Origin of the sequence: Maribacter sp. TH_r10 (genome assembly GCF_033101095.1) — a bacterium.
Lineage (GTDB): Bacteria > Bacteroidota > Bacteroidia > Flavobacteriales > Flavobacteriaceae > Maribacter_A > Maribacter_A luteus.
In genome coordinates, this window is sequence record NZ_JAWMPY010000001.1 from 1287106 (window position 1) to 1307843 (window position 20738).

The following is a 20738-nucleotide window of genomic DNA, read 5'->3' on the forward strand; positions in this document are numbered from 1 at the left end:
TGTACTTCGTATCTTTGTGCTTATGAAAAAGAAGATTGAGCTACAGGATTTAGGTCTTAAGGATTATAAGGAAACTTGGGACTATCAAGAGGAACTATTTCAAAATACGCTTGATATAAAGATCAAGAATAGGAGGAAAGGCTCCTTGTTACCGACACCTAACCATTTTCTGTTTGTTGAGCACCCTCATGTATATACTTTAGGTAAAAGCGGGGATATGGCAAATCTTCTGGTCGATGAAAAAGTGTTGGATGAAAAAGGGGCAAAATTCTATAAGATCAATCGAGGTGGGGATATTACCTATCATGGACCAGGTCAGATTGTTGGGTATCCTATTTTGGATCTGGACAATTTCTTTACCGATATTCATAAATACCTTCGATTCTTAGAGGAAATGGTAATTTTAACATTGGCTGAATATGGGTTGAAAGCAGAGCGATCTAAAGGGGAAACCGGGGTTTGGTTAGATGTAGGTACACCTTTCGCACGTAAAATATGCGCGATGGGCGTGCGTGCCAGCCGTTGGGTTACCATGCATGGTTTTGCTTTGAACGTAAATGCAGATTTGGGATATTTTGATTTAATGATTCCATGTGGTATAAAAGGCAAGGCAGTTACCTCTTTGAATGTGGAGTTGGGTCAAAAAGAAATTTCGATGGATGAGGTTAAGGAAAAATTGCTCAAACATTTTTCAGATTTATTTGAGGCTGAAATAATAAAAGAGAAAACCGAGGTGTAGGCCTCGGTTTTTTATTTAGATATAAGCTTAATATTCTAATCCCAAATAGTCCATTACATCCCGGTAATTACTGGTTTTTATACCAATTTCTTGCATTTTTTCTAAGGAAGGTGCATCACTTTTTCCCGTTAGGTTAGTAGGGGCAATTAAAACATACCTAACCTCGTGATTAGTTGGTGGTTCTGGTTGAGCCCCTATATCATTAACTATGGCAAATGTTGCATATTCTCCTATAGACATTGAATCGTGAATTTCATATCTACTTGCCAAACTTATAAATGGAGTTGATACTGCGGAAGTATTTGACCCAGTGAATCTTATAAAGCTTAATAAAGCATAAGAATCTATTACGTCTTGTGTAATACTAGAATCAGAGATTTCAAATCTAGCTTCATTTGTAGCATCCCAACTATTAGGAAAGTTAATTACTGTCCATGAAGATGCAATTACATTCGCATTACCATCTTCCCCATTTTCCCCATCTTCCCCGTCAACTCCGGCAATTCCTTGCTCTCCTTGTAGTCCCATTGCTCCAACTTCCCCATCTTCCCCATCGCAAGAGGTTAATACAAGGCTAAAAGCCATAATTACTAATCCAAATAGTTTCATTGATGTTTTCATAATTAAAATATTTTTTAAGTGATTATTTAATGTTTAATGTAGACTGATGTAAAAGGTTAACACAAGTATAGGATTTGGATGGTACTCCCTAGTGTTCTAAGTTAAAATGCTTCATTACTTGGTAATAGTCTGTTGGGTCTATTCCTTTTTCGTAAAGTGCATCTAGGGTATTGTATTTAGAAGATTTTCCTGTATTAGATGGTGACATTACTACCAAACGAAGTTCATCTAAATCTCCAGCGCCTATTATTATAGGCTCACCGTCTCTTAAAAAATTTAATTTGAAATAATAAGAGGTGTTTCCATTTGGAACAAATTCACTACCAATATCAATAAGAGCAAAACCATTGGTAAAAATACGTTGATTAGGTACATAGTACCACGTATCACCAGCTCTTACGTATGAAAGCACTGCCCCATCTTCCACAAAACTTGCAGGGGTCGTATTATTTAGTTGATGGCTTATTCCACTTGCTTCGGTAATATCATATTTGAAAGCAGAAACATTCGCATTACCATCTTCTCCATCGGTACCATTCGCTCCGTCAGCGCCGTCTTGACCATTAGTGCCATCAATACCAGCAATTCCTTGTTCCCCTTGTAATCCCATTGAACCATCCTCACCATCCTCGCCATCTTTGCCACAAGAGGAAAGGGTTAAGCTTAAAGCCATTATTGCAAATCCAAATAATTTTAATGATTGTTTCATAATTTAATTTTTATAATATGATTTTTAATGCTCTTTTATGGTAAAAGAATGGAAAGGTTAACATTGGAATGGAAAAAAACAGAAGTTTAGGTCCCACCATAAATTGAAGAATAGTTAGCCTATTGATAATACCCCGTTGGAGTGATTATTAAATGGGGATAAGCTATTTGGTCCAATTCCCGTTCCCATAGCAGGGTTTTATCTGAAAGATTCAACAAGGCGATATTTGCTTTGTTGTCATCAGGTACGATGTTGAAGAGTAATAGGTGATTGTCAAAGAAGTAATATTTTGTTGCAGAGGATTTCCATTCTTCAGCAGTCATGTATGAATAGGAATCCAGTTCCTCACCGGTAAAAATATCAAGGGTTTTAGTTACAATGTTTGATTCCCCCACCTCTTTATGGCTAATGAAAACCGTATCATTGGATATATCTATGGCCAATGGGAATTTTCCTGTATAGGTGTGATTCCAAATAAGGTCACCTTCACTTTTATCAATGCTATAAACGGTCTGGTCCCGAGAGTAAAAAATAAATTGATTTCCAATTTCATAACCTCCTAGAATATTGGGACTCCCGGTGTTAAAGGTCCAATTCACATTCAATTCGGCATCCATAGAAACAATACTATTACTCCAAGTCATTATCAATATTGAGGAGGCACCGCCAATTAATTTTGAGATTCTATCGGTGAAAGGTATTCTTGTGTCAATATGGCCATTATCCGGATTTATGCTCAAAAGTTCCACGGTACTAGAGCCTACGCTCAATTCGGTGATTATTTTGTTTTTGTAAGGTGTGAACTTCTTTACCTCATTACCGAGTTCAATGCTCCAAATGACGTCCCCGTTGTCAAGCTCCAAGGCTTCTAAATAATAAGTGGAGGTGTAGGTTGTTGCATTGACTATCCTATAACTAAGTAGAATCGAATTTTGATGTATTGCCGTCGCATTGATTTGGAAATACCTTTCACTATCTTTTACATAATCTTTGGACCACATGAGATCTCCGTTGAAAGAACCTTTTCGCTGTACTGTTTTTGTTCCCGTGTATTCCCCTTGGGTGCATATGAATGTGCCATTAAATTCATTACAATGAAATGAAGACAAGGTAGTGAAGGTGTTAATTTGCTGATTGTCCTTTAAATCCAATTCCGTAAAGACATTACTGTTATTTATCCATAGACTTCCTACGATGTTGTTGGTAGGCTCCACTATTTCATCAAAACTATTATCATCGTCTTTTTTACAGCTTATTGAAACAATAAGTACTATAAGTATTCCCAAGAGTGATTTATTGGTCTTCATTGTCTAAAGTATTTTAGGTTAATAATGCTTTCTATTGTTGGGGGTCGTTCTTGGTTTTCTCCATGGCATTATTCAACATCTTGTCTACTGCTAACTTCAAAGAGTCTTTCTTTTTAGGGTCGAGACTACTGTCATAGACGTTGTACATATCCCTAAGTTGTTGTTTTTGTTCTTCCGGAGCATCCATTTTTTCAATTAGTTCTAAGTAATTTTGAGCTCCGGCCAAAGGGTTCTCTTCTCCGGCCCCTGCTAGTTTGAATATGCCACTGAACATTTTTGTTTGTTCGTCCAATAAGTTCATTTGTGCGCTTGAATCTTGCTTTGTTTTCGATTGTGCATGACATGTTGAGAAAAGGCCGAATGCACATATGATTAATAAAGTTGCTTTTGTTTTCATAAGTATGGTTTTATAAGATTCTTTTCCTTTTATGTTGTACTTTTTAAAAGGTTAACATGATGTAGAATTTTTATAAAGAAAAGCCTGCCCAACTATAAAAGAAGACAGGTTTAAAAATGTGGAAATTGTTATTATTATAAGGTTAAGTCTACTTTTATTAGTTTTTGGGTATCATAATCATTCCAACTTGTAGCAGCCAACCAAAAATTAGTGCCGTCGTAGGTAATACCTGTTACATTATGTCTTCTTAATTCATAAGATTCGATGGCTTTGAATTCTGGAGAAGTTTGGCATTTATGTATCCTATTACCTTCTGTAACATATAAAAAGCCATCTCTATAGTCTAACCCACGAGGTTGAAAGTCCAATGTTATAGTTCCAAGAATTTCTCCCGGTGATATTGGTTCATGGGCCCAATAGTGATATAATGTCTTTTCACTTCCGCTAGCCGCCCATAATTCTCCTGGTACGATAGAAGCTATACCATATATCCAGGCCCCTAAGTCTAAAGAGGTATAATTAAAAGTATTGGAAGAATATATGTAAGAATGAAAAATTTGACTTCCATTACTACTTTGAAAAAGCTGTTTATCTGCTGCATCTGACTTTTCAATTTCTACGGCATAGGCTGAATGGGTTGTAGGGATAATTCCTTCTACATTAAAATCAATAGGATTAATTTGTTCAATATTATAGCCGTTAGAATTTAAACCCAATAAATAGGTGCCATCAAAAGCAATATCAACATCCCTGTCCCAAGCTGTATTTCCTTCGTCTAAAACTGTAAGTTCATTAATCCAATTAGACGGTGCTGGTACTGTGGTAGAACGTTGCATTATAATAGGGTCACTATCATTAGACCTTGTAATGGTTAAAATATCATCGCTAACCTCATAATTATTTATCCCAAATATGCCAATACTACCATATAAATCATTTGTTATTATTTGATTTACGGAAACAGTAACGTTTGTTCTTTCTGCTCTTTTAAAACCCAATTGATCTTCTGATAAAATTTCTAGGGTGTTATCTTCATTTATATAAACATATTTTGCTACATCAGAGCCAACTTCACTAATAACCTCCCATGTGCCATATGCAGCAGGTGTTGTTAAGGTTGCGCCATCGCCAGCAGGTCCTTGTTCACCCTGTATTCCTTGTTCCCCTTGTGCTCCCATAGCGCCATCTTCACCGTCTTCAGGATTGCAAGATGAAACTATTAATAATAACATGGAGAAGATGAAAACTTGATTGTAATACTTCCTTTTTTGCATAATAATAGATTTAATTTTTTTACAAATTCTTATCCTTTAATGAGCCAAGAAGTAAAAGGTTAACATCTTCTATTTTTTAATGAAATAAAGTAGATAACATTAGAAATAATAAAATGGTAGGCTAAATCTTACATTCCTTGTGTTTAGGCTAGTTTTCTATAATTTAGAGGATTAAAAAAATGAAAAAGACTAAATTTAGCCATCAAGAACGTTAACCTTAATTTTCCTATTACATTAAAGTGAAAGAAGCAAAAACCGAAATTACGCTCGAGGATTTAAGACAAGGCTCGGACATGGCGTTGAAACAGGTTTACGAAGATAACCGTGAAAAATTCCTGAATTTTGCACGGAGGTACCACTTGTCGGATGAGGAAAATATAGATATTTATCAAGATGCCTATGTCATTTTTTATGACAATGTGATGAACGGGAAAGTAGAGCGCTTTACCAGTAGTATTGCCACTTATCTTTTCGGTATTGGTAAATACTTGATTTTTGAACGCATGAAGAAAAATAAAAAAACGGTAAGCTCAAAATTTGACCTAACATTAGTGGGGAAAGAGGATGAACTAGTGGAGAGTTTTGAAATGGAAGAACAGGAGTTGACACCAGAGCTGGTATTATTGAAAAAACATTTTGGGGGACTAGGGCAAAAATGCCAAGAGTTATTGACCCTCTTTTATTACCGAGGCTATACGATTCAGGAAATTATGGAGGCTCGCGATTACAATAGTGAGAACGTTGTGAAAGCGGCTAAATCCCGTTGTATGAAAACATTGCGGGAACGTATACAGGCTAATAACCCCGATTGATTATGGATAAGGAACTTTTATTATATCAATATTTTGCAAACCAACTCTCAAAGGATGGGCAAAAGCTTTTTAATGAATTGTTGGAAAAAGACCCGGAATTTAAAGCACAATTCGAATTTGAAAACAATCTAAAGCGTGTTATCAAAAAGAAACAAAACGAAAACTTAAAGCAAAAACTGGCCGGTTTTGAAAATGAAATCAAGAGTAATAAAACCAAACCCAATACTAAAACCAATTTCAAGTTTTGGTCGGTGGCCGCATCCTTCGCTCTTTTGATTGCTTTGGGATGGATGGCCTATAGCACATTTTCCAAACCCGATTATGATGCATTATACGCTTCGAATTTTGAAACGTATCCCAATACCGTTTATACGATTACTAGAAGTGATAATAACCAATCCTTGGAAAGGCACGCTTTTTCATCCTATGAGGCCAATGACCACAAAACGGCAGTCGCTGCGTTTTTAGATTTGAAAACGAAAGGGGAAACGGCTCAAGTGGACTTTTATTTAGCGCAATCTTATTTAAATTTAGGAAAGGACAAAGAGGCCATTGAAGTATTGAAAAGAGTTATTGCAGACGGCAGGGAATTTAAGGCGGAAGCACATTGGTACCTTGCCTTGGCCTACCTTAAAAGTAAGGATGAGGAAAATGCTATAGCTACTTTAAAAAGGCTCATCGAAAATTTCGATTATAAAAAGGAAAAGGCAGAAGCACTGCTAAAAGAGTTGGATTAAGCCCTTCTTTTTTTTCTCGCTATGAAGTAGTAAAACCCACCGGTCAATAATATGATGGTGCCAATTATAATCCAAATCCAATTATAGGAAGTTGCCAAGGGTACAGTGCTACCTGAAATCACAAAACCAGACCAATAGTAAGGATGTGATAAGCCATTATCACGATTAGTATTCAAAAATTCTATCTGAGCTCGTTGAAGGGCCAGATCCTTGGCATCTCCCCTGGAAAGATTTTTGTAAAAACCACTCATTAAGGTAGCGGAACTGGCATCGTTGATCTTCCATAAGGTACTGGCAATGCTCGCCGCCCCGCTATAAAAGAACCCTCTTGCCAAGCTCATAAAACCTTCTCCTCGTTTTAAATCGCCCAAACCACTTTCACAGGCACTTAAGGTAACCAAATCGGCATCTACTTTTAGGTTATAGAGATCGGCTACATAAAGTAGGTCTTCATCTTGACTTTCATTTTGAGAAAAGGCCAAATAGGAATATTCAGGTGCGGTATCGTCAAAAATGGCATGTGTGGCCAAATGTACCATTCCAAAAGAGGATAGATGTGATTTAAAGTTCTGAAGAGTGGCCTCTGCATCTTTAAAAGAGCTGCCGTTGAAAGAAGTCAATATTTGCTCCACCTCTTTTTTATTATTGGGCAATGGGAGTAATTTTCCCCGATTTATATTGGTTACGTTCACGGTGCCGTCAAAACTTGGGGCAAAAGCCAAAATTGTATGTTCTTTTGGTTGTCTTTCCTGCAATTCCGTAAGGAGTGTAGCCGAATTCACATAGCTAATTGAATGGTTTTCAGCTAAATAAGTTAATCCCTCGGGATTGGTGTTCAAGGCTGAAAAAGGGATGTAATTCAATAGTCCATCAGTGATAATGACAAGTTTTTTATGGTTGTGGGACTTTAATATGGGGTCTAGTAAATGTTTATATAGGTTATGGGTGGCCTTGCCCAAAACCACTATATCCGATTTTGGATTGGAAAACATCCTGTAAGCCATTTTAATTTTTGTCTCGAATTCCGAATCAATCGGTATCCTTGTTATTTTCTTTGAGTTGTTATCCAAGCTAATGGCGTAAATGTCATTATTGCCAAAGAAGAATGAAATCATAAGTTCATCCGTGTCCAATAATGCCTGGGTCTTTTCCAGTGATATGACCTTGGTTCGGTATTTTAAATTGTAATAGGAGGGGTAACCCGATTCAATTTTATGGATAAGGTTTAGATGGTCGTTCTTCAATGCGAACAACTCCCCTTCCAGTTCAAAATTCCCTGTTTTTGAAGTATTGAGTTGTTTTTCAATGAATGTGATTTCCGATTTTAGTTGGCTTTCTTTCCGTAACAGATTATCGGGTATGTTGGCGAATTTCGTTGCTTTTGTGTTAAGTAGCGCTTCCATTAGCAGAACTGATTTACTTTTTTCCATGAAATAAAAAGCTTTGTCTAATAAAGAATCATCTGCTTTGGATGCATGTAGCATATAAATAGCCTCCAATCCTGATTCGAAAATCGGGAATGCGTCTTCGATTAATAGAAGTTTGTCTTGCTGACTTTTAAAGGTGGGCTTTAAATCGTTCAGCAAGTGAATGGCTTCATCGACAGTTTCCAAAGATGCCAAAAAGTACTTTGGTTCATGAATCCCATTTAGGGTATGTGCCTTATTTTTTAAAAGTTTTAACTCGTTAATGGAGCGGTTCCCGACTTTTTTGAATTGTTTTTCCGCATACCTAAAATTGGACAAAGCTTTTTCCGGGTCGCCATTCAAATCATTGATCTTGCCCATTTCAATGTATGTCGATGCGAGAAAAAGTGATTTGGTGTTTCCTGTGGTATTTTGAATCTTGTTCACAGCCTTTTCAAGCTCGGTAAGGGAAGCATCGTACTCTTCGTTTTTAGCAAAAATATCGGATTTCAATATGTGGTATTTTGGATAAAAAACAGGGTTGTCGTTTAAAACCGATTTTGCGTATTCAAGGTAATATAATGCACTATCCCTTTGGTTCAACTGATTAAAATTTTGAGCTACATAAAAGGAATTGGCAATCACTGCATTCGAATTGTTTTTCTGTTGATTGTATTTTAAGGTCTTTATCCAATATGTACTGGCCTCATCATACTTTTTTTCGTTCATCAATACTTCTGCAAGTAAGTTGAAATTACCGTATAATGCTTCTTGGTCAACATCCTCACTTGCCAGGATTTCCCTAATGTTTTTGTTATAAAGTTGTTTGGCCAATTCAAATTTTCGTTCGCTTAGGTATATTTTCCCTAAAAAACTATGTGCTACTGAAGTTAGGCTTTGCAAAGTTTTGCTTTGCAAAGAGTCGGCCGTATTGTTTACATTAAGAATAATTTCTTCAAAGGCTTTTCTGGCATCGGAATCTTCAGATAATTGAAAATGGTAGGCACCACGAAAATAGAGGTAAATATTATAGTCATCGGTTGAACTAAAATTGGTATGTCCTTTTTTTTCCGTAACAAGAAGGGAGTCCAATTTTTCCAAATTGGCACCCATCGTTTTCATATCACGATGGTAGTTGGCCACTCCTGTTAAACTGAACAGCGTTTGAATCAGGTTTTTCGAGTCATTATTTTTTTTTGCTATGTCGTATACTTTATTGAAATATACATAGGCAGAGTCCTTTTGGGTGTAAAAAAACGTAATTGCTTTTTTGTTCAAGGCAACGATTTCCGTGCTTTGTTTTTCATCTTGAGCTGATGAAAACAGGCCGCAAAGTAGTATTGTGAAAATGAGGGCTTTCTTCATTACAAAAAGCCCTCAAAAGAAGGCTTGTTTATTTTATTGTTATAAGGTCAACTATCTATTTAAAGTGACCGTTGATGTTATTTCGTTGCCTTGATCGTCTTTTTTAATAATCTCGATAATAATACCCTTTGCATGGGAATCCACCGGAACTCTTATATATTGCAATTCATTCTTAAATTCAGGCAGCGGTGTTAGTTTATCGGAAATCCCGATATTCTCCCCGTTTATGTTTTTTACATAAACCACTGCTTGTTCAATATTTTTGTAAAAAACAAAGTATTCCAACAGTCGTGGTACACATTTTCCATTTGGGGTATCGCACGGAATTACAAGATCCAATCCTACAGCACTTAAATCTATAATTTGGGCCAAACGGTCTTTAAAGTTGACCCGTTGTTTAATTAGTTTTTCTATTTTGGGGTCATTTTCATCGAGTTGGGCAATTTCATCTGTTAATCGATCAATTTGTTCTTCTAAAAAAATCCTTTCCAAATCGCCATCATAAAGATAGTTTTCAGAATTTAGTTCTATTTTATCCCCGCCTGTATCACCTAAGTAATCCTTTATACATGAGGTCATAAGAAGTGATAAAAATGCAATGGTAATGAATAGTTTTGTTTTCATAATTTGTGTATTAATGGTTTCTTATATTAATTTAATGGGCATAAAAGGTCTAGGTTAACACAGTGTTTAAACTTTATTGCCTGTTTAATTGGTGGGGGAACAATACTTTGGGGGAAATTTGAAAGTAAAAAAGATACAAAATGATTGGCTGCAAAATTGTAAAAACCCGTCCTATTTGTTAAAGTGGATAAAAAAAACGGGATATTTAAGTAAATGGAGTTTAATTACTTTAGGAATATTGGGTTCTTTATAAAGGCTTCTTTTACAAATTTGAATTTATCCAAATGAAACTTTTTTGGGGTCTCACCGCAATATTTTTTAAAATCCTTACTGAAATGCGCTAGGTCATAGTAGTTGAAAAGTGCTACTAAGGTTTTATAGTTGTTTTGGTCTTCAGCATCGAATTGAGAGAATAAATTGTTGAAGCGGACGATACGGTTGTATTCAGAAGGTGTAATACCTACCATTTCTTTAAACTTCTTTTGAAAATAGCGTTCACTTACATTTAGTTTTTTGGTGATTTTAGTAATTGGCTCGCACCCCAATGAACGATTCATCATGTCGATGGCAATGTCTATAAAACTGGGGACGTATTTTTTATCTTCCAATTGGTTTAAAAGTAATCCTTCCACCATATTCACCTTCATTTCGGTCCTTGATTCCTTTTCATAGGAGATTTCAAAATGGGTTAGGTCAGAACCAAGAACAGTTTTTGAATCCATAGGGGAATTGGCTAGTAATGCCATGTTCTGCCCGAACATATGGTAAAGGCCGGTGGGTTTAAAAGCTACTCCGGACAAGGCCGTGGTTTCATGATCGGAGAAAAGCGTATAGGTTTTAGTCTGTTGGCCAATGGTATAGTATTTCGGCACAAATTGTTCTTTAGTATCCATCATGCCCCTAAACCTTCCCTTGTATTGAAAGACCATAAAGCCTTTGCCACTTGGTAAAACGGTCTCCCGGATATCATTTTCATAGTCTTTACGCTTCCAATTTAAGTCATAATAGAACGAGACATAAGGTTGTAGTTTCTTTGTGACGGGATAGGTAGTGAACATGTATGATTAATTGATAATGCTTTGATTTTAGAAAGGCCATGGATTATAAATTTAGTTTAAAAATGTAAACAATTGATAATTAAAGTATTGTATTTACTATATTTTTACGAATTCCACGCGCCTATTGTTGGTCTTGCCTTCGGTCGTGGTGTTGTTGTCAACAGGTTCTGTTTCTCCTTTTCCCTCAGTTTGCAATCTACTACTTTGAATATTGAATTGTGTAATCAGGGCGTTCTTAACGGATGATGCACGTTTTTCCGACAGGGTCAAGTTAAGGCCATCGTTACCATCGGCATCGGTATGGCCGATGATCTTCAGGTTTAAGGTTGCTTCTTGTTGCAAGGTCTCTGCAACCTGTTTTAATACGCCGAAGGATTCGGGCTTGATTTGGTCCGAGCCCGAGTTGAACAATATGCCAGTAGTGGAAAACCGACCATTTTCCAATAATTGGCTTCGTAAGTCCAGACCGCCTTGGGCAATTTTAATATTATTAATAAAAACGTTATCAATACCATCACGAATGTTCCTTGGGTGCAATTTAAATGATACAATGTTGTCGGGAACCAGTCTAGGTACGTCAACCACCTTATTTTCATTGATCCACATTCTAAACCTTTTACCGTTAACGGCAATGGAAACATGGTTTTTTTGTAAAAGTATGTTCCTTATGTCTTTTTCAACTGTATTTCTGATGACACGGTTACCATCAATCTTATTCTCGACTATAAAACCTATGCTGATAAATAAACAAAGGGGTATTTCTACCATGGCCATATTTTTTGAGGGGTTGAACATATTATTGTCCTCAAGCCATATTTCCAACTTTGCCTGTGAACTTGTTTTTTTATCAACTACGGTAAGCATGTCAAACTCTACGGTATAGTCTTCGGGTAAATTGGAAGGTAAATCGGGGATGTAAATGGATTTCCCGGCCAGCTTAAACCACTTTTCATTATTAATCATAGATAGTTCACCAGTGCCATTGGTATTCCATTTGGATGGAAAATCGCCCATATTATCCAATGAAAAATCATCTGTCATTAGTATTTTGTCACCAGGGACAAAATCGAACTTACTGTAGATCTCCAATTCCTTCGTTACATTGTTTTCTTGTTCTAAAGAGCTATTTGTATTGCCCGTACTAGTTTTGGCAATATCATCTTCAGTTTTTGTTTCGCCGTCTTTTCCATTCTTTTCTGACAATAACTTTTTAGCCGTTTTTATGCTGTATTTCAAGGCTTTTTTTGCGCGGTTCATTTGTAATGTTGCCTTTCCTTGTTTAAGAATACTGGCACCTTTGATATCGGCCACTGCATCTGGGGCACTCGATAGAACACCTTGTGCATCTTCAACCGTGTCGATCAAGGCTTCATAATCATCTTCTTCCAATGGTTTTCCTTCTTGTGCATAATTATCGTAGATGTAAACTTTATCATATAGGTCAAAAGATTCCCTGACGAATGTATCCACACTATGGATTCCTACGCGGCCGGAAGGCCGTTTTAACCTTTTTTCTTGGGAATGTAAGGAGTTTAAGAATAGAAATCCTAGGAGCGCTAGTACTAACTTTGATTTATAGGAATGCTTCATCATTATATTTTTTTAGATTAAACAGTTACGCTTTAAAGGCGTTCGTATTCTGAGGTGACAATTTGAAAATTTTCCCTTTCAAACTTTATACATGTCATTGTTGTTATTTTTTCTCTTCTACCCCTTTTTTTATTGGTTACGATTTTTAAGGGCAAACCCGAATAAATGGCTTTAAGGGAGTCGTCGTTAAGGGTTAAACTTCTTGCCAAGATGTAGCCGAACATTTGTAGGGTCATTGAATTTTCGCCAAAAGAGCCATCGATTACCCCTTCGGCCACCCACACTTCGCTTGTTAGGTTATCACTGGTCATTCTAAATAATGTACAATCATGACCTAATAGCCTGCCATAGCCTGTAGACTCATGTACCTCTGGATTTTCTGCATCATTGTATTCTTTTAATAAACTTTTGAAGCTAAAAGGCATCGTCATCAAAATTTTTTTGTCGTCGCGACCCATATAGCTATACATCTTATTACTAGCATTGTCAAAAACAGTTATCATGTCGCCTTCTGTTTTTGTACAGAAATAGCCTCCATTGGTGGGTAAATAATAGTCTATAACTGTTTTATTGCCCCTGGGGTTTTCAATTTCTAATTGATAGATATAATCAAAAGTGTACACATCATTTTGGGCGTTTAAATTGGTGCCAAATAATAGGGCTAACATTATAATTTGTAGCGCTAAAATTGTTGGATGTTTAAGATAGGTTCTCTGTACGATGGTTAAAGTGCTATTTGAAAAGTCCATATGTTTATTTTTTAATTGTTTTCCTTTTAATGTTATTGGGTTAAAAAGGTTAACATCATATTGGTTTATTAAAAGCAAATTATTTTCCTGTAATAGGAACCATGAACCAGGAATGTTATAACACATGGCATTTCACTATTGGACCATTTGATACGTGAAGAGAACTAACAGATGGGATTTTTAAGAAAATGTTGATTGTAGAAGGGTTTAACTTTTTTTAAAAGAGGGTGTTTTATTATTACTGAAAATTTCTTTTCGGAGAAATAAAGCCTTCCGTTCACTAAATGATGGAACCTGATTAGGTTATTGTCGGATGAGGTGGTGGGTATCTTTAATTTTCTGGGATATTTCTTATTTGAGTATCCATATAATTGGTGATAAGGGCATTATGATATAAAGCAAATCCTCATTCAAATATTGATTTCATTTCATTGATGTTTAGATTTGTTTGCAACCATTTAGTTATAGAACTATCTCTTAGAGATAAAAAAACCGAGGTGTAGGCCTCTGTTTTTTTTGTTTTTTTAATGGAGTTCTTTACTTACTATATTTCGTAAGAACCGTAGTTCCCATAGATTTTCCGTTCTGATTAAAACTCTCTTGCTTGATCATGCCGACACCCTCAGAAAACCAAACCCTCGACGGGAATGTCTGGTTAACCATCATGGCTTTCATTTTGTTATCGCTATAGATAACATAGCAATCAAACGTACCTGCTGGGGTGGTGACGCTTTCCTTTTTTTCGACCTTTCTGTTGATCAAGTCGATCGTAGTGTTCATGTTCATTCCGCCCATACTTATTTTTACGCTTACATTTGCATTAGATAATTGTTGACCAACGCTGAGGTCATTGGGTAATTCTAGATCGGTACCCGAAATATCCATCTCCATTCCTTCGTATTGTTCGAACATGCTGCTGGGGATCAATGATTTATAGTCAACAGTAACCATATTTCCCGTGCATGTGAAGTTGTAGTCGGTTTTATATATTTCCTTGCCTTTTTCGTCTATTAATTCAATGGCCATTGTTGCATTCGTTACTTCGCCTGAGGTCTGTACATTGGTGACCTGATATTTTGAAACCCCTTGGGACTTCCCTTTTTTGTTGTAATTGGTGTATTCAAAAGTAGCACCTTCTATCATGGGATAGTATTTGCTACATTCTTGGGCTGTAATGAATGTGGATATTAGTAAGAAAATACCAAATAGGAATAGTGCTTTTTTCATAATCGTGTCGTATTGATTCTTTATTAAGTTAGTCATAATGTTATGAATATCAAAGCTTTCGGTAATTAATCAAAGAATTTATTTCATACTCAAAGTAACTACAATTTAAATATGAAAATATTGATTTTCATCCCTATTGATATACTTGGATGATAGAAATGTATAATCGGCCGTGATAAGCGTATAAATGGTCGATTCTGCCTTAGTTAAGTTGATATACGATTATTGAATTTTTCTGGTCTTGTGCAACCACTTCCAACTTTCTGTCATTCTCCATATCGGTCAAATCAATAGGGGAGGAACCATAAACGGGAAAACCGGTTATTGGTTTGGCCTGGCTGTCGTATAGGTAAATCTTTTGATTTTGAATATCGGTGACACCTACATAGATTTTATCGTAGATATAGAAAATTTCTGGTTTTGAGTACACCCCGAAATCGAGCTCAACCTTTTTACCTTTTATGCTCAACACATTATCGTTCATGTAAACGAATGTATTGCTTGTGGCATCGATTCCATGATCTTCATTCAATCTAAGGTTTGTGGTGTTCATTTTTCCATTGCTGCCAATTTGGTAAAGCACCCCTTTTTTATCCGTCAGAACGAACTTGTTCTTATATAGTTGTAGATCGTTCCTTGAGAAATCGATTTTAGTTTCCACCTTGGTTCGTATGTTCCCTACTCGGTTTAGGATTTTTAAGCTTCCATTATCGAGCATAAATGCCAAATAGTCCTTATTGCCTATTCGTATATGTTTCGGTGCCCTCACAATGGCACTTTCCGCTTTGGTGTACTTAAAGCCCTTAACGATTTTACCTTGGTTGTTGTACATAAAGACCTTGTCTCCTTGGGTTACCACAAACCTATAGTCTTTTCTTTTTTCATAGTCAAAAACCGCCAATTCGTTAAGATTTCCCCCTTCGAACTTTTTAGTGAACGGTTCTACCTCTTTTCCATTTCGATCTAGAATCAAAAATTGGTTGTTCGTTGTAAAAGCAAGTTGCAATCTTCGGTTTTTATAGATATCTACCTGATGTATCTTTCCTTGTATTTGTCCATCAAGCTGTTTTTTCCATAATAATTTACCACTGCTCGAAATCAAATAGAGATTATTTTCCTGGTCTTGGACCACAATTTCCTTTTTATTGGTCCTGTGGTTGGTCACGAATTGGGGGTTGGTGGCCAAATCGGTGTCAAATGCAAATGAGAACAAAGGTGAAACATTGGCAATCTTTGATTTTCTGGCTGTTTGTTGTACCGTAAAGTTGGTGTGAAAGAACCCTTTGTCTGCGACAATCTGGGCTGCAAATGTATTCTTGTCGAACCCGGCATTCTTGAAATCCTTGACAAAATCCTGGGTGAAATCATTCTTTAAGGCATCTTGGATGCCTTTTGAACTGGAAATGAAAAGGATCGATGATTCATTGGCCAAGGCATCTTTTGCAGAAGCATAAACGTCTGTTTTTTCAAAAGTGGAACCAGTTTTATAACTCTGGATTATATCTTGTAGAATGGCTTTGTTCTCCCCAAAGATAAATGCATTTTCTATAATGGTACAGTAATTTGCATCAAAATCATTGACTATCGGGTTTAAATAAGAAACCAAAAAATCTGGTGAATCCAATTTAATGAGTTGGGTGCCTTGATATTCGGCTTCGGAGCTTTTGATATTCGACAAGTAATCCGATAACCTTTCAGAACCATAAGTATTCAATAAAACGGCTTTTTCATTATTTTTTAGGATTATTCCTATTTCTTCAACGGTGTTCAGAAGGGAGTCTTTAGGAGTATCCAATTTTAGGTAGCGTTGTTGGTTTTTTGCAAAAATACCGTACTCATCAAAGGTGAATGACAGTACCGCGTCCGATGATCTAGGGGTAAAAGTGGAAGTTCTGTCCGCTAGCGGATGTGTGTCTTTAAATAGGTTGAGGAATTTTTGGGTAGAATCGGCAATAACGGTTATTCCGTTAAAATGTAAAAGGTTCTGTTCGGCATTAATGTCAACAAGTGCCCAATCAGCGTAATTGGAAAGCTTTAGGTCAGTATCCCCAATTATGAGGTGTTTAAACAGTGGGTCGCTATTTTCAAGATTAAAGAATATGGATGCATTTTTGGTGGTACTTGAAACTTCATAGAGTTTATTCAGGCCGGAGGTAATTTTTGTTGTGCCGGAATATTTAAGAATGTTTTCCAAGATTACCCTTGAGGAACTAATGGTGTTATTGCCTTTGAATGTCATTCCGTATAAAATATCACCATCAATCTCGTATTTATCTATTTTTTGGCCTTCAAAGGAAAAGGATTCCCTTTTTACGTTTTGAACGCTATCCAAGACAAAAGTATTGGTGCTATCGGCAGTAACGAACGTAAATTCAAAATTATCGGCACCCAAAGCGGAGAAAGCCAATAATGATTCTGATTGGGTTTTGACCAAATCCAAATGCTTTATTTCCTTCGAAATGGTTTTGTACGTTTCAAATGATTCCGATAAGGTCAAGAATTCATTATTGTTCAAATCGCTTTTAAAACCATCCAGATTATTTATTTTAATAACGATGGCGGCATTTTCAGGAATAAAATCCAATAGGGGAACAGTAGTATTTTGTTTTTGGGAACAGCCTATGGTCAATAGAAGTATAAGGCCGATTATAGGTATGGATTTCATTGCATGGAATTTAAAAGCGAAGTTACTTTTTTATAGCTTTAGTGTCAACTGTTCAGGTAATTGTCTAAAGCTTTTTCTATGGTATTTGGTTAATCCGTAAGTTCGAATGGCCTCCCTATGTTCTTTGGTAGGGTAACCTTTGTTTTTCTTCCAATTGTACATAGGAAATTCATCATGTAAATGGGCCATATATTCATCACGGTATGTTTTTGCCAAAACGGAAGCTGCGGCGATACTCATATATTTACCGTCACCTTTTATGATACACTCAAAAGGAACATTTTTATAGGGCTTGAATCTATTTCCGTCTACGATAATGAATTTTAGGTTTTCATTGAGCTGGTCAATGGCCTTGTGCATCGCCAATATAGAGGCATTTAGGATATTGATTTTATCGATTTCCTCTGGAAAGATATGGGCGACACCATAACATAGGGCATCTTCCTCTATTATCGGCCTTAAAATATCACGCTTTGTTTCGGAGAGTTGTTTGGAGTCGTTGAGAAGATTATTTTTAAAATGTTTGGGCAAAATTATTGCCGCTGCCGTTACCGGTCCGGCAAGACAGCCACGGCCCGCTTCATCGGTACCGACTTCATCAAATGTATGGTGGAAACTTTTAAGCATATAAATAATGTCTCACGGTATGCGAAGATAATTTTTTTGGGTCAAAGCACGGTTGCGTAAATCTTAAACTGCAATATTATTCCCATTTGTTGTAAAAACTTTCACATTTTATTCGAAACAAAAAAATTAACTTTGCGGGGTAACCTTATATATGAAATACTTTTTCCTACTGCTATTCGTAATTAGTTTCCCTTTGCTCCATGCACAGGTAGAGCCTAATAGGCCCGTTAAAAAAATGGACTCCACCAAGTTTAAGAAAATGGGCAAAAAGAAAGCGCCTGATAAGGATGGACCCCAAATTACCATTAAGGATTATAAGATCATCTCTTATAAAAGGGATACTACCTATTTAGATACTACACTTACCATTCAAAAAGAATATAAGTACAACTATTTACGCAAAGACGATTTTGAATTAATGCCTTTTGCCAATGTGGGGCAACCTTATAATAAGTTGGGGGTTGATTTTGAACGAAAGCAAATGTATCCGAGATTGGGAGCTAAGGCACGACACTTTAATTATTACGAGGTTGAGGATATAGACTATTATAATGTGGCCACTCCTATGACCGACCTTTTTTTTAAGACCACTTTCGAGGAAGGCCAGCTTTTAGATGCCTTACTTACGTTGAACACTTCAAGACGGTTCAATGTATCCTTGGCGTTCAAAGGTTTCAGATCTATGGGTAAATATGACCTGGATGAGGCTGAATCGGGAAATTTCAGGGCCACTGCAAATTATATTACCGAAAATGGGCGGTATAGCTTACGTGCACATATTGCAGCTCAGAATATAGATGCTGAGGAAAATGGCGGGTTAAGTAACAAAGAAGAACAGTTTGAATCCGGAGATCCAGATTTCGTGGATCGGTCGCGGGTAGACACGCGGTTTTCATCTTCAGATGCAGGGGATAGCAAGATTTTGGGAAAACGGTATCATTTAGAGCATCAATATAAGTTGCTCAGAACTAGTAAGGATTCCAGTAGGGTCGAGAAAACGTCATTATCCTTAGGGCATACTTTTGATTATGAGACCAAATACTATCAATTTCAGCAGGGAACTTCCAATGAGTATTTCGGTACTGTTTTTGATTCGGATATAGATGATAAGGCAAACTTAAAGACTACGTACAATGAGTTGTATGCAGAATTCTATAATGCGACTTTAGGAAGGTTGCAAGGGAACATTAGTCTATACCATTATGATTATTATTTCAATAGTCTGTTGATTACCGCTGATGAGGAAGTGATCCAAAGCCGATTGGAAGGTGATGAAATAAGTCTAGGGGCCAAATATTCAAAACAAATAGGAGGTTTCATGATTAATGGGGATGCCAAATACAACCTTTCCGGCGATTTAACCACCAGTATACTGGATGCATCGGCAAGCTATCGGTTCAATGAGAATAATAATATAGTATTTTCGTTACATTCATCGGCAAGAATGCCAGACTTTAATTTCTTATTGTACCAAAGCGATTATGAGAATTATAACTGGCAGAACACTTCTACGTTTGGGAACCAGAAAGTAAATAGTCTACAATTCCATTTTAATTCTAAAAAATGGGGCGATCTGTCCGCTAAATATGCCAATATAGATAATTATACCTATTTCGGGGAAGATCCTGCGCAGGAATTGGTTGAAGACCAAGAGCAAGCAACCCTAAAGCCTTTTCAGGAGAACGGTAGTGTAGGGCATTTAAAGGTGAAGTATAAGAAAGAGTTCAAGTTGGGTAGGTTTGCTCTCAACAATACGATAATGTACCAGAATGTTTCCCAGAGCAATGATGTGCTCAATGTACCGCAATTGGTAACCCGGAATACATTATATTTCTCTTCAGATGTATTTAAAAAGGCCATGTACCTTCAAACAGGTATTACCTTTAAATATTTCACTTCCTATAATATGGATGCTTATAATCCCTTGCTAGGAGAGTTCTACATTCAGAACAGGGAAGAGTTGGGTGGTTATCCCTTGTTAGACTTTTTCATTAATGCTAGGGTAAAACAAACGCGTATTTATCTAAAGGCGGAGCACTTCAATTCGTCCTTTTCAGGTTATGACTTTTATTCAGCACCGAACTATCCATATCGTGATTTCGTAATTCGATTCGGATTGGTATGGAATTTCTTTTCCTAATTAAACGGGTAAAGTGGGCAATTAAGGTTTTTTGGATAAGAATTAAGGGCAATATCTTCTTTGCGATGGCTAATTAATGTACAGTCCTATTGTGGTATGGTTTGGTGAAACCTTAGATAAGGCAAAGAGCTGTTGTTGTTCTCCTTGGATTTCATGAATTGGATGGATTTTGTTGGGTAAACTGTGTTACAGTGCTGAAATTCAGTGATGTATATTGCATAATGGGCGTATTTGATGTGCTGCTTTCACTTGTTTATAATAGTTTTTGGTTTTTGGCCTGATTCGGATGTAAACTTATTTTAAGAAAATTTTCAATTTTTTTTCTTGTGGCATTGTTTGATATTCAGTACTTTAGTAAGCCTTTTTTTAAAAACTGAAAAAACCTTTCAAAAAAGTCTTGTTTGGAAGGAAAATGGTTGTAGATTTGCAGCCCGAAACGATTAAGGTCGTTGGGTAAAAAAGGTCTTCGGGCCACGTTCATTGAGTATCTTGTGTGTGTCGGATTGAAGGAAAAAAAAGTTTTTTTCATTTTTATTTGGCAGTGTCGAAAAGGGTTGTATATTTGCACCCGCTTTGAGACACAGGGGCAGGATTTAGAGCTTGTCCGACAGGAGGTATTTGGAGCGGCGACCCTTTAAGGAGGGCGTTTTAGGAGTTCATTGAAATATTGTAAAGACAGCGTATTTGGAGC

The 20738-nt window shown here is 36.6% G+C and carries 17 protein-coding genes; 4 read left to right on the plus strand and 13 right to left on the minus strand.

All coding sequences use genetic code 11. From position 1 onward, the window contains the following. Positions 1–22 precede the first annotated feature (22 nt). Positions 23–739 (plus strand): lipoyl(octanoyl) transferase LipB, encoded by a 717-nt coding sequence (gene lipB / locus R3X28_RS05315; protein WP_317662995.1) that lies wholly within the window; start codon positions 23–25, stop codon positions 737–739. 27 nt (positions 740–766) lie between these two features. Here lipB and R3X28_RS05320 read toward each other — a convergent pair whose 3' ends face one another. From R3X28_RS05320 to R3X28_RS05340, 5 genes are all read right to left on the minus strand, one after another. Next, positions 767–1360 (minus strand): hypothetical protein, encoded by a 594-nt coding sequence (locus tag R3X28_RS05320; RefSeq protein ID WP_317662997.1) that lies wholly within the window; start codon positions 1358–1360, stop codon positions 767–769. A gap of 88 nt (positions 1361–1448) precedes the next feature. Further along, positions 1449–2069 (minus strand): hypothetical protein, encoded by a 621-nt coding sequence (locus R3X28_RS05325; protein ID WP_317662999.1) that lies wholly within the window; start codon positions 2067–2069, stop codon positions 1449–1451. Positions 2070–2188: 119 nt separating this feature from the next. After that, the gene (locus R3X28_RS05330) at positions 2189–3376 is read right to left on the minus strand and encodes a hypothetical protein (RefSeq protein ID WP_317663001.1); all 1188 of its coding nucleotides are present in this window, start codon (positions 3374–3376) and stop codon (positions 2189–2191) included. A gap of 31 nt (positions 3377–3407) precedes the next feature. Further along, complete coding sequence (locus R3X28_RS05335; protein WP_317663003.1) at positions 3408–3773, minus strand: hypothetical protein; 366 nt, start codon at positions 3771–3773, stop codon at positions 3408–3410. A 134-nt stretch (positions 3774–3907) separates the two neighbouring features. Further along, a complete protein-coding gene (locus R3X28_RS05340) occupies positions 3908–5047 on the minus strand; it encodes a hypothetical protein (RefSeq protein WP_317663005.1) in 1140 nt (379 codons plus the stop codon). 239 nt (positions 5048–5286) lie between these two features. Between R3X28_RS05340 and R3X28_RS05345 the strand changes: the two genes are divergently transcribed. Next, positions 5287–5859, plus strand: a complete 573-nt coding sequence (locus R3X28_RS05345; RefSeq protein WP_317663007.1) for a sigma-70 family RNA polymerase sigma factor — start codon at positions 5287–5289, stop codon at positions 5857–5859. Positions 5860–5861: 2 nt separating this feature from the next. After that, on the plus strand, positions 5862–6596 hold the full coding sequence (locus R3X28_RS05350; RefSeq protein WP_317663009.1) for a tetratricopeptide repeat protein: 735 nt from the start codon (positions 5862–5864) through the stop codon (positions 6594–6596). Here the strand turns inward: R3X28_RS05350 and R3X28_RS05355 are convergent. The 8 genes from R3X28_RS05355 to R3X28_RS05390 all read right to left on the minus strand — a co-directional run bounded on the left by R3X28_RS05355 (position 6593) and on the right by R3X28_RS05390 (position 17907). Next, entirely contained in the window at positions 6593–9367 is a 2775-nt protein-coding gene (locus R3X28_RS05355; protein ID WP_317663011.1) for a CHAT domain-containing protein, read from the minus strand. The genes R3X28_RS05350 and R3X28_RS05355 overlap by 4 nt on opposite strands. Before the next feature lie 51 nt (positions 9368–9418). Beyond that, positions 9419–9991 (minus strand): hypothetical protein, encoded by a 573-nt coding sequence (locus tag R3X28_RS05360; RefSeq protein WP_317663013.1) that lies wholly within the window; start codon positions 9989–9991, stop codon positions 9419–9421. Between the two features lie 224 nt (positions 9992–10215). Beyond that, positions 10216–11049 carry a DUF6597 domain-containing transcriptional factor gene (locus R3X28_RS05365; RefSeq protein ID WP_154362518.1) on the minus strand — a complete coding sequence of 278 codons (834 nt, stop codon included), beginning with the start codon at positions 11047–11049 and terminating at the stop codon, positions 10216–10218. Between the two features lie 96 nt (positions 11050–11145). Next, a complete protein-coding gene (locus R3X28_RS05370) occupies positions 11146–12642 on the minus strand; it encodes an OmpA family protein (RefSeq protein ID WP_317663016.1) in 1497 nt (498 codons plus the stop codon). Between the two features lie 29 nt (positions 12643–12671). After that, positions 12672–13388 (minus strand): DUF4412 domain-containing protein, encoded by a 717-nt coding sequence (locus R3X28_RS05375; RefSeq protein ID WP_317663018.1) that lies wholly within the window; start codon positions 13386–13388, stop codon positions 12672–12674. 537 nt (positions 13389–13925) lie between these two features. Next, positions 13926–14615 (minus strand): hypothetical protein, encoded by a 690-nt coding sequence (locus R3X28_RS05380; RefSeq protein ID WP_154362512.1) that lies wholly within the window; start codon positions 14613–14615, stop codon positions 13926–13928. A gap of 202 nt (positions 14616–14817) precedes the next feature. Then, complete coding sequence (locus R3X28_RS05385) at positions 14818–17280, minus strand: ribonuclease HII (protein WP_317663021.1); 2463 nt, start codon at positions 17278–17280, stop codon at positions 14818–14820. Positions 17281–17310: 30 nt separating this feature from the next. Further along, positions 17311–17907: a ribonuclease HII gene (locus R3X28_RS05390; protein ID WP_317663023.1), complete on the minus strand. Its 597-nt coding sequence runs from the start codon at positions 17905–17907 to the stop codon at positions 17311–17313. Positions 17908–18142: 235 nt separating this feature from the next. Here R3X28_RS05390 and R3X28_RS05395 point away from each other — a divergent pair, with 235 nt between their 5' ends. Beyond that, positions 18143–20047 (plus strand): putative porin, encoded by a 1905-nt coding sequence (locus tag R3X28_RS05395; RefSeq protein WP_317663025.1) that lies wholly within the window; start codon positions 18143–18145, stop codon positions 20045–20047. Positions 20048–20738 lie beyond the last annotated feature (691 nt).

Coding starts and splice junctions, on each gene's coding strand:
- lipB (WP_317662995.1), top strand. CDS start 23: ATGAAAAAGAAGATTGAGCTACAGGATTTAGGTCTTAAGGATTATAAG.
- R3X28_RS05320 (WP_317662997.1), bottom strand. CDS start 1,360: ATGAAAACATCAATGAAACTATTTGGATTAGTAATTATGGCTTTTAGC.
- R3X28_RS05325 (WP_317662999.1), bottom strand. CDS start 2,069: ATGAAACAATCATTAAAATTATTTGGATTTGCAATAATGGCTTTAAGC.
- R3X28_RS05330 (WP_317663001.1), bottom strand. CDS start 3,376: ATGAAGACCAATAAATCACTCTTGGGAATACTTATAGTACTTATTGTT.
- R3X28_RS05335 (WP_317663003.1), bottom strand. CDS start 3,773: ATGAAAACAAAAGCAACTTTATTAATCATATGTGCATTCGGCCTTTTC.
- R3X28_RS05340 (WP_317663005.1), bottom strand. CDS start 5,047: ATGCAAAAAAGGAAGTATTACAATCAAGTTTTCATCTTCTCCATGTTA.
- R3X28_RS05350 (WP_317663009.1), top strand. CDS start 5,862: ATGGATAAGGAACTTTTATTATATCAATATTTTGCAAACCAACTCTCA.
- R3X28_RS05355 (WP_317663011.1), bottom strand. CDS start 9,367: ATGAAGAAAGCCCTCATTTTCACAATACTACTTTGCGGCCTGTTTTCA.
- R3X28_RS05360 (WP_317663013.1), bottom strand. CDS start 9,991: ATGAAAACAAAACTATTCATTACCATTGCATTTTTATCACTTCTTATG.
- R3X28_RS05365 (WP_154362518.1), bottom strand. CDS start 11,049: ATGTTCACTACCTATCCCGTCACAAAGAAACTACAACCTTATGTCTCG.
- R3X28_RS05370 (WP_317663016.1), bottom strand. CDS start 12,642: ATGATGAAGCATTCCTATAAATCAAAGTTAGTACTAGCGCTCCTAGGA.
- R3X28_RS05375 (WP_317663018.1), bottom strand. CDS start 13,388: ATGGACTTTTCAAATAGCACTTTAACCATCGTACAGAGAACCTATCTT.
- R3X28_RS05380 (WP_154362512.1), bottom strand. CDS start 14,615: ATGAAAAAAGCACTATTCCTATTTGGTATTTTCTTACTAATATCCACA.
- R3X28_RS05385 (WP_317663021.1), bottom strand. CDS start 17,280: ATGAAATCCATACCTATAATCGGCCTTATACTTCTATTGACCATAGGC.
- R3X28_RS05390 (WP_317663023.1), bottom strand. CDS start 17,907: ATGCTTAAAAGTTTCCACCATACATTTGATGAAGTCGGTACCGATGAA.
- R3X28_RS05395 (WP_317663025.1), top strand. CDS start 18,143: ATGGACTCCACCAAGTTTAAGAAAATGGGCAAAAAGAAAGCGCCTGAT.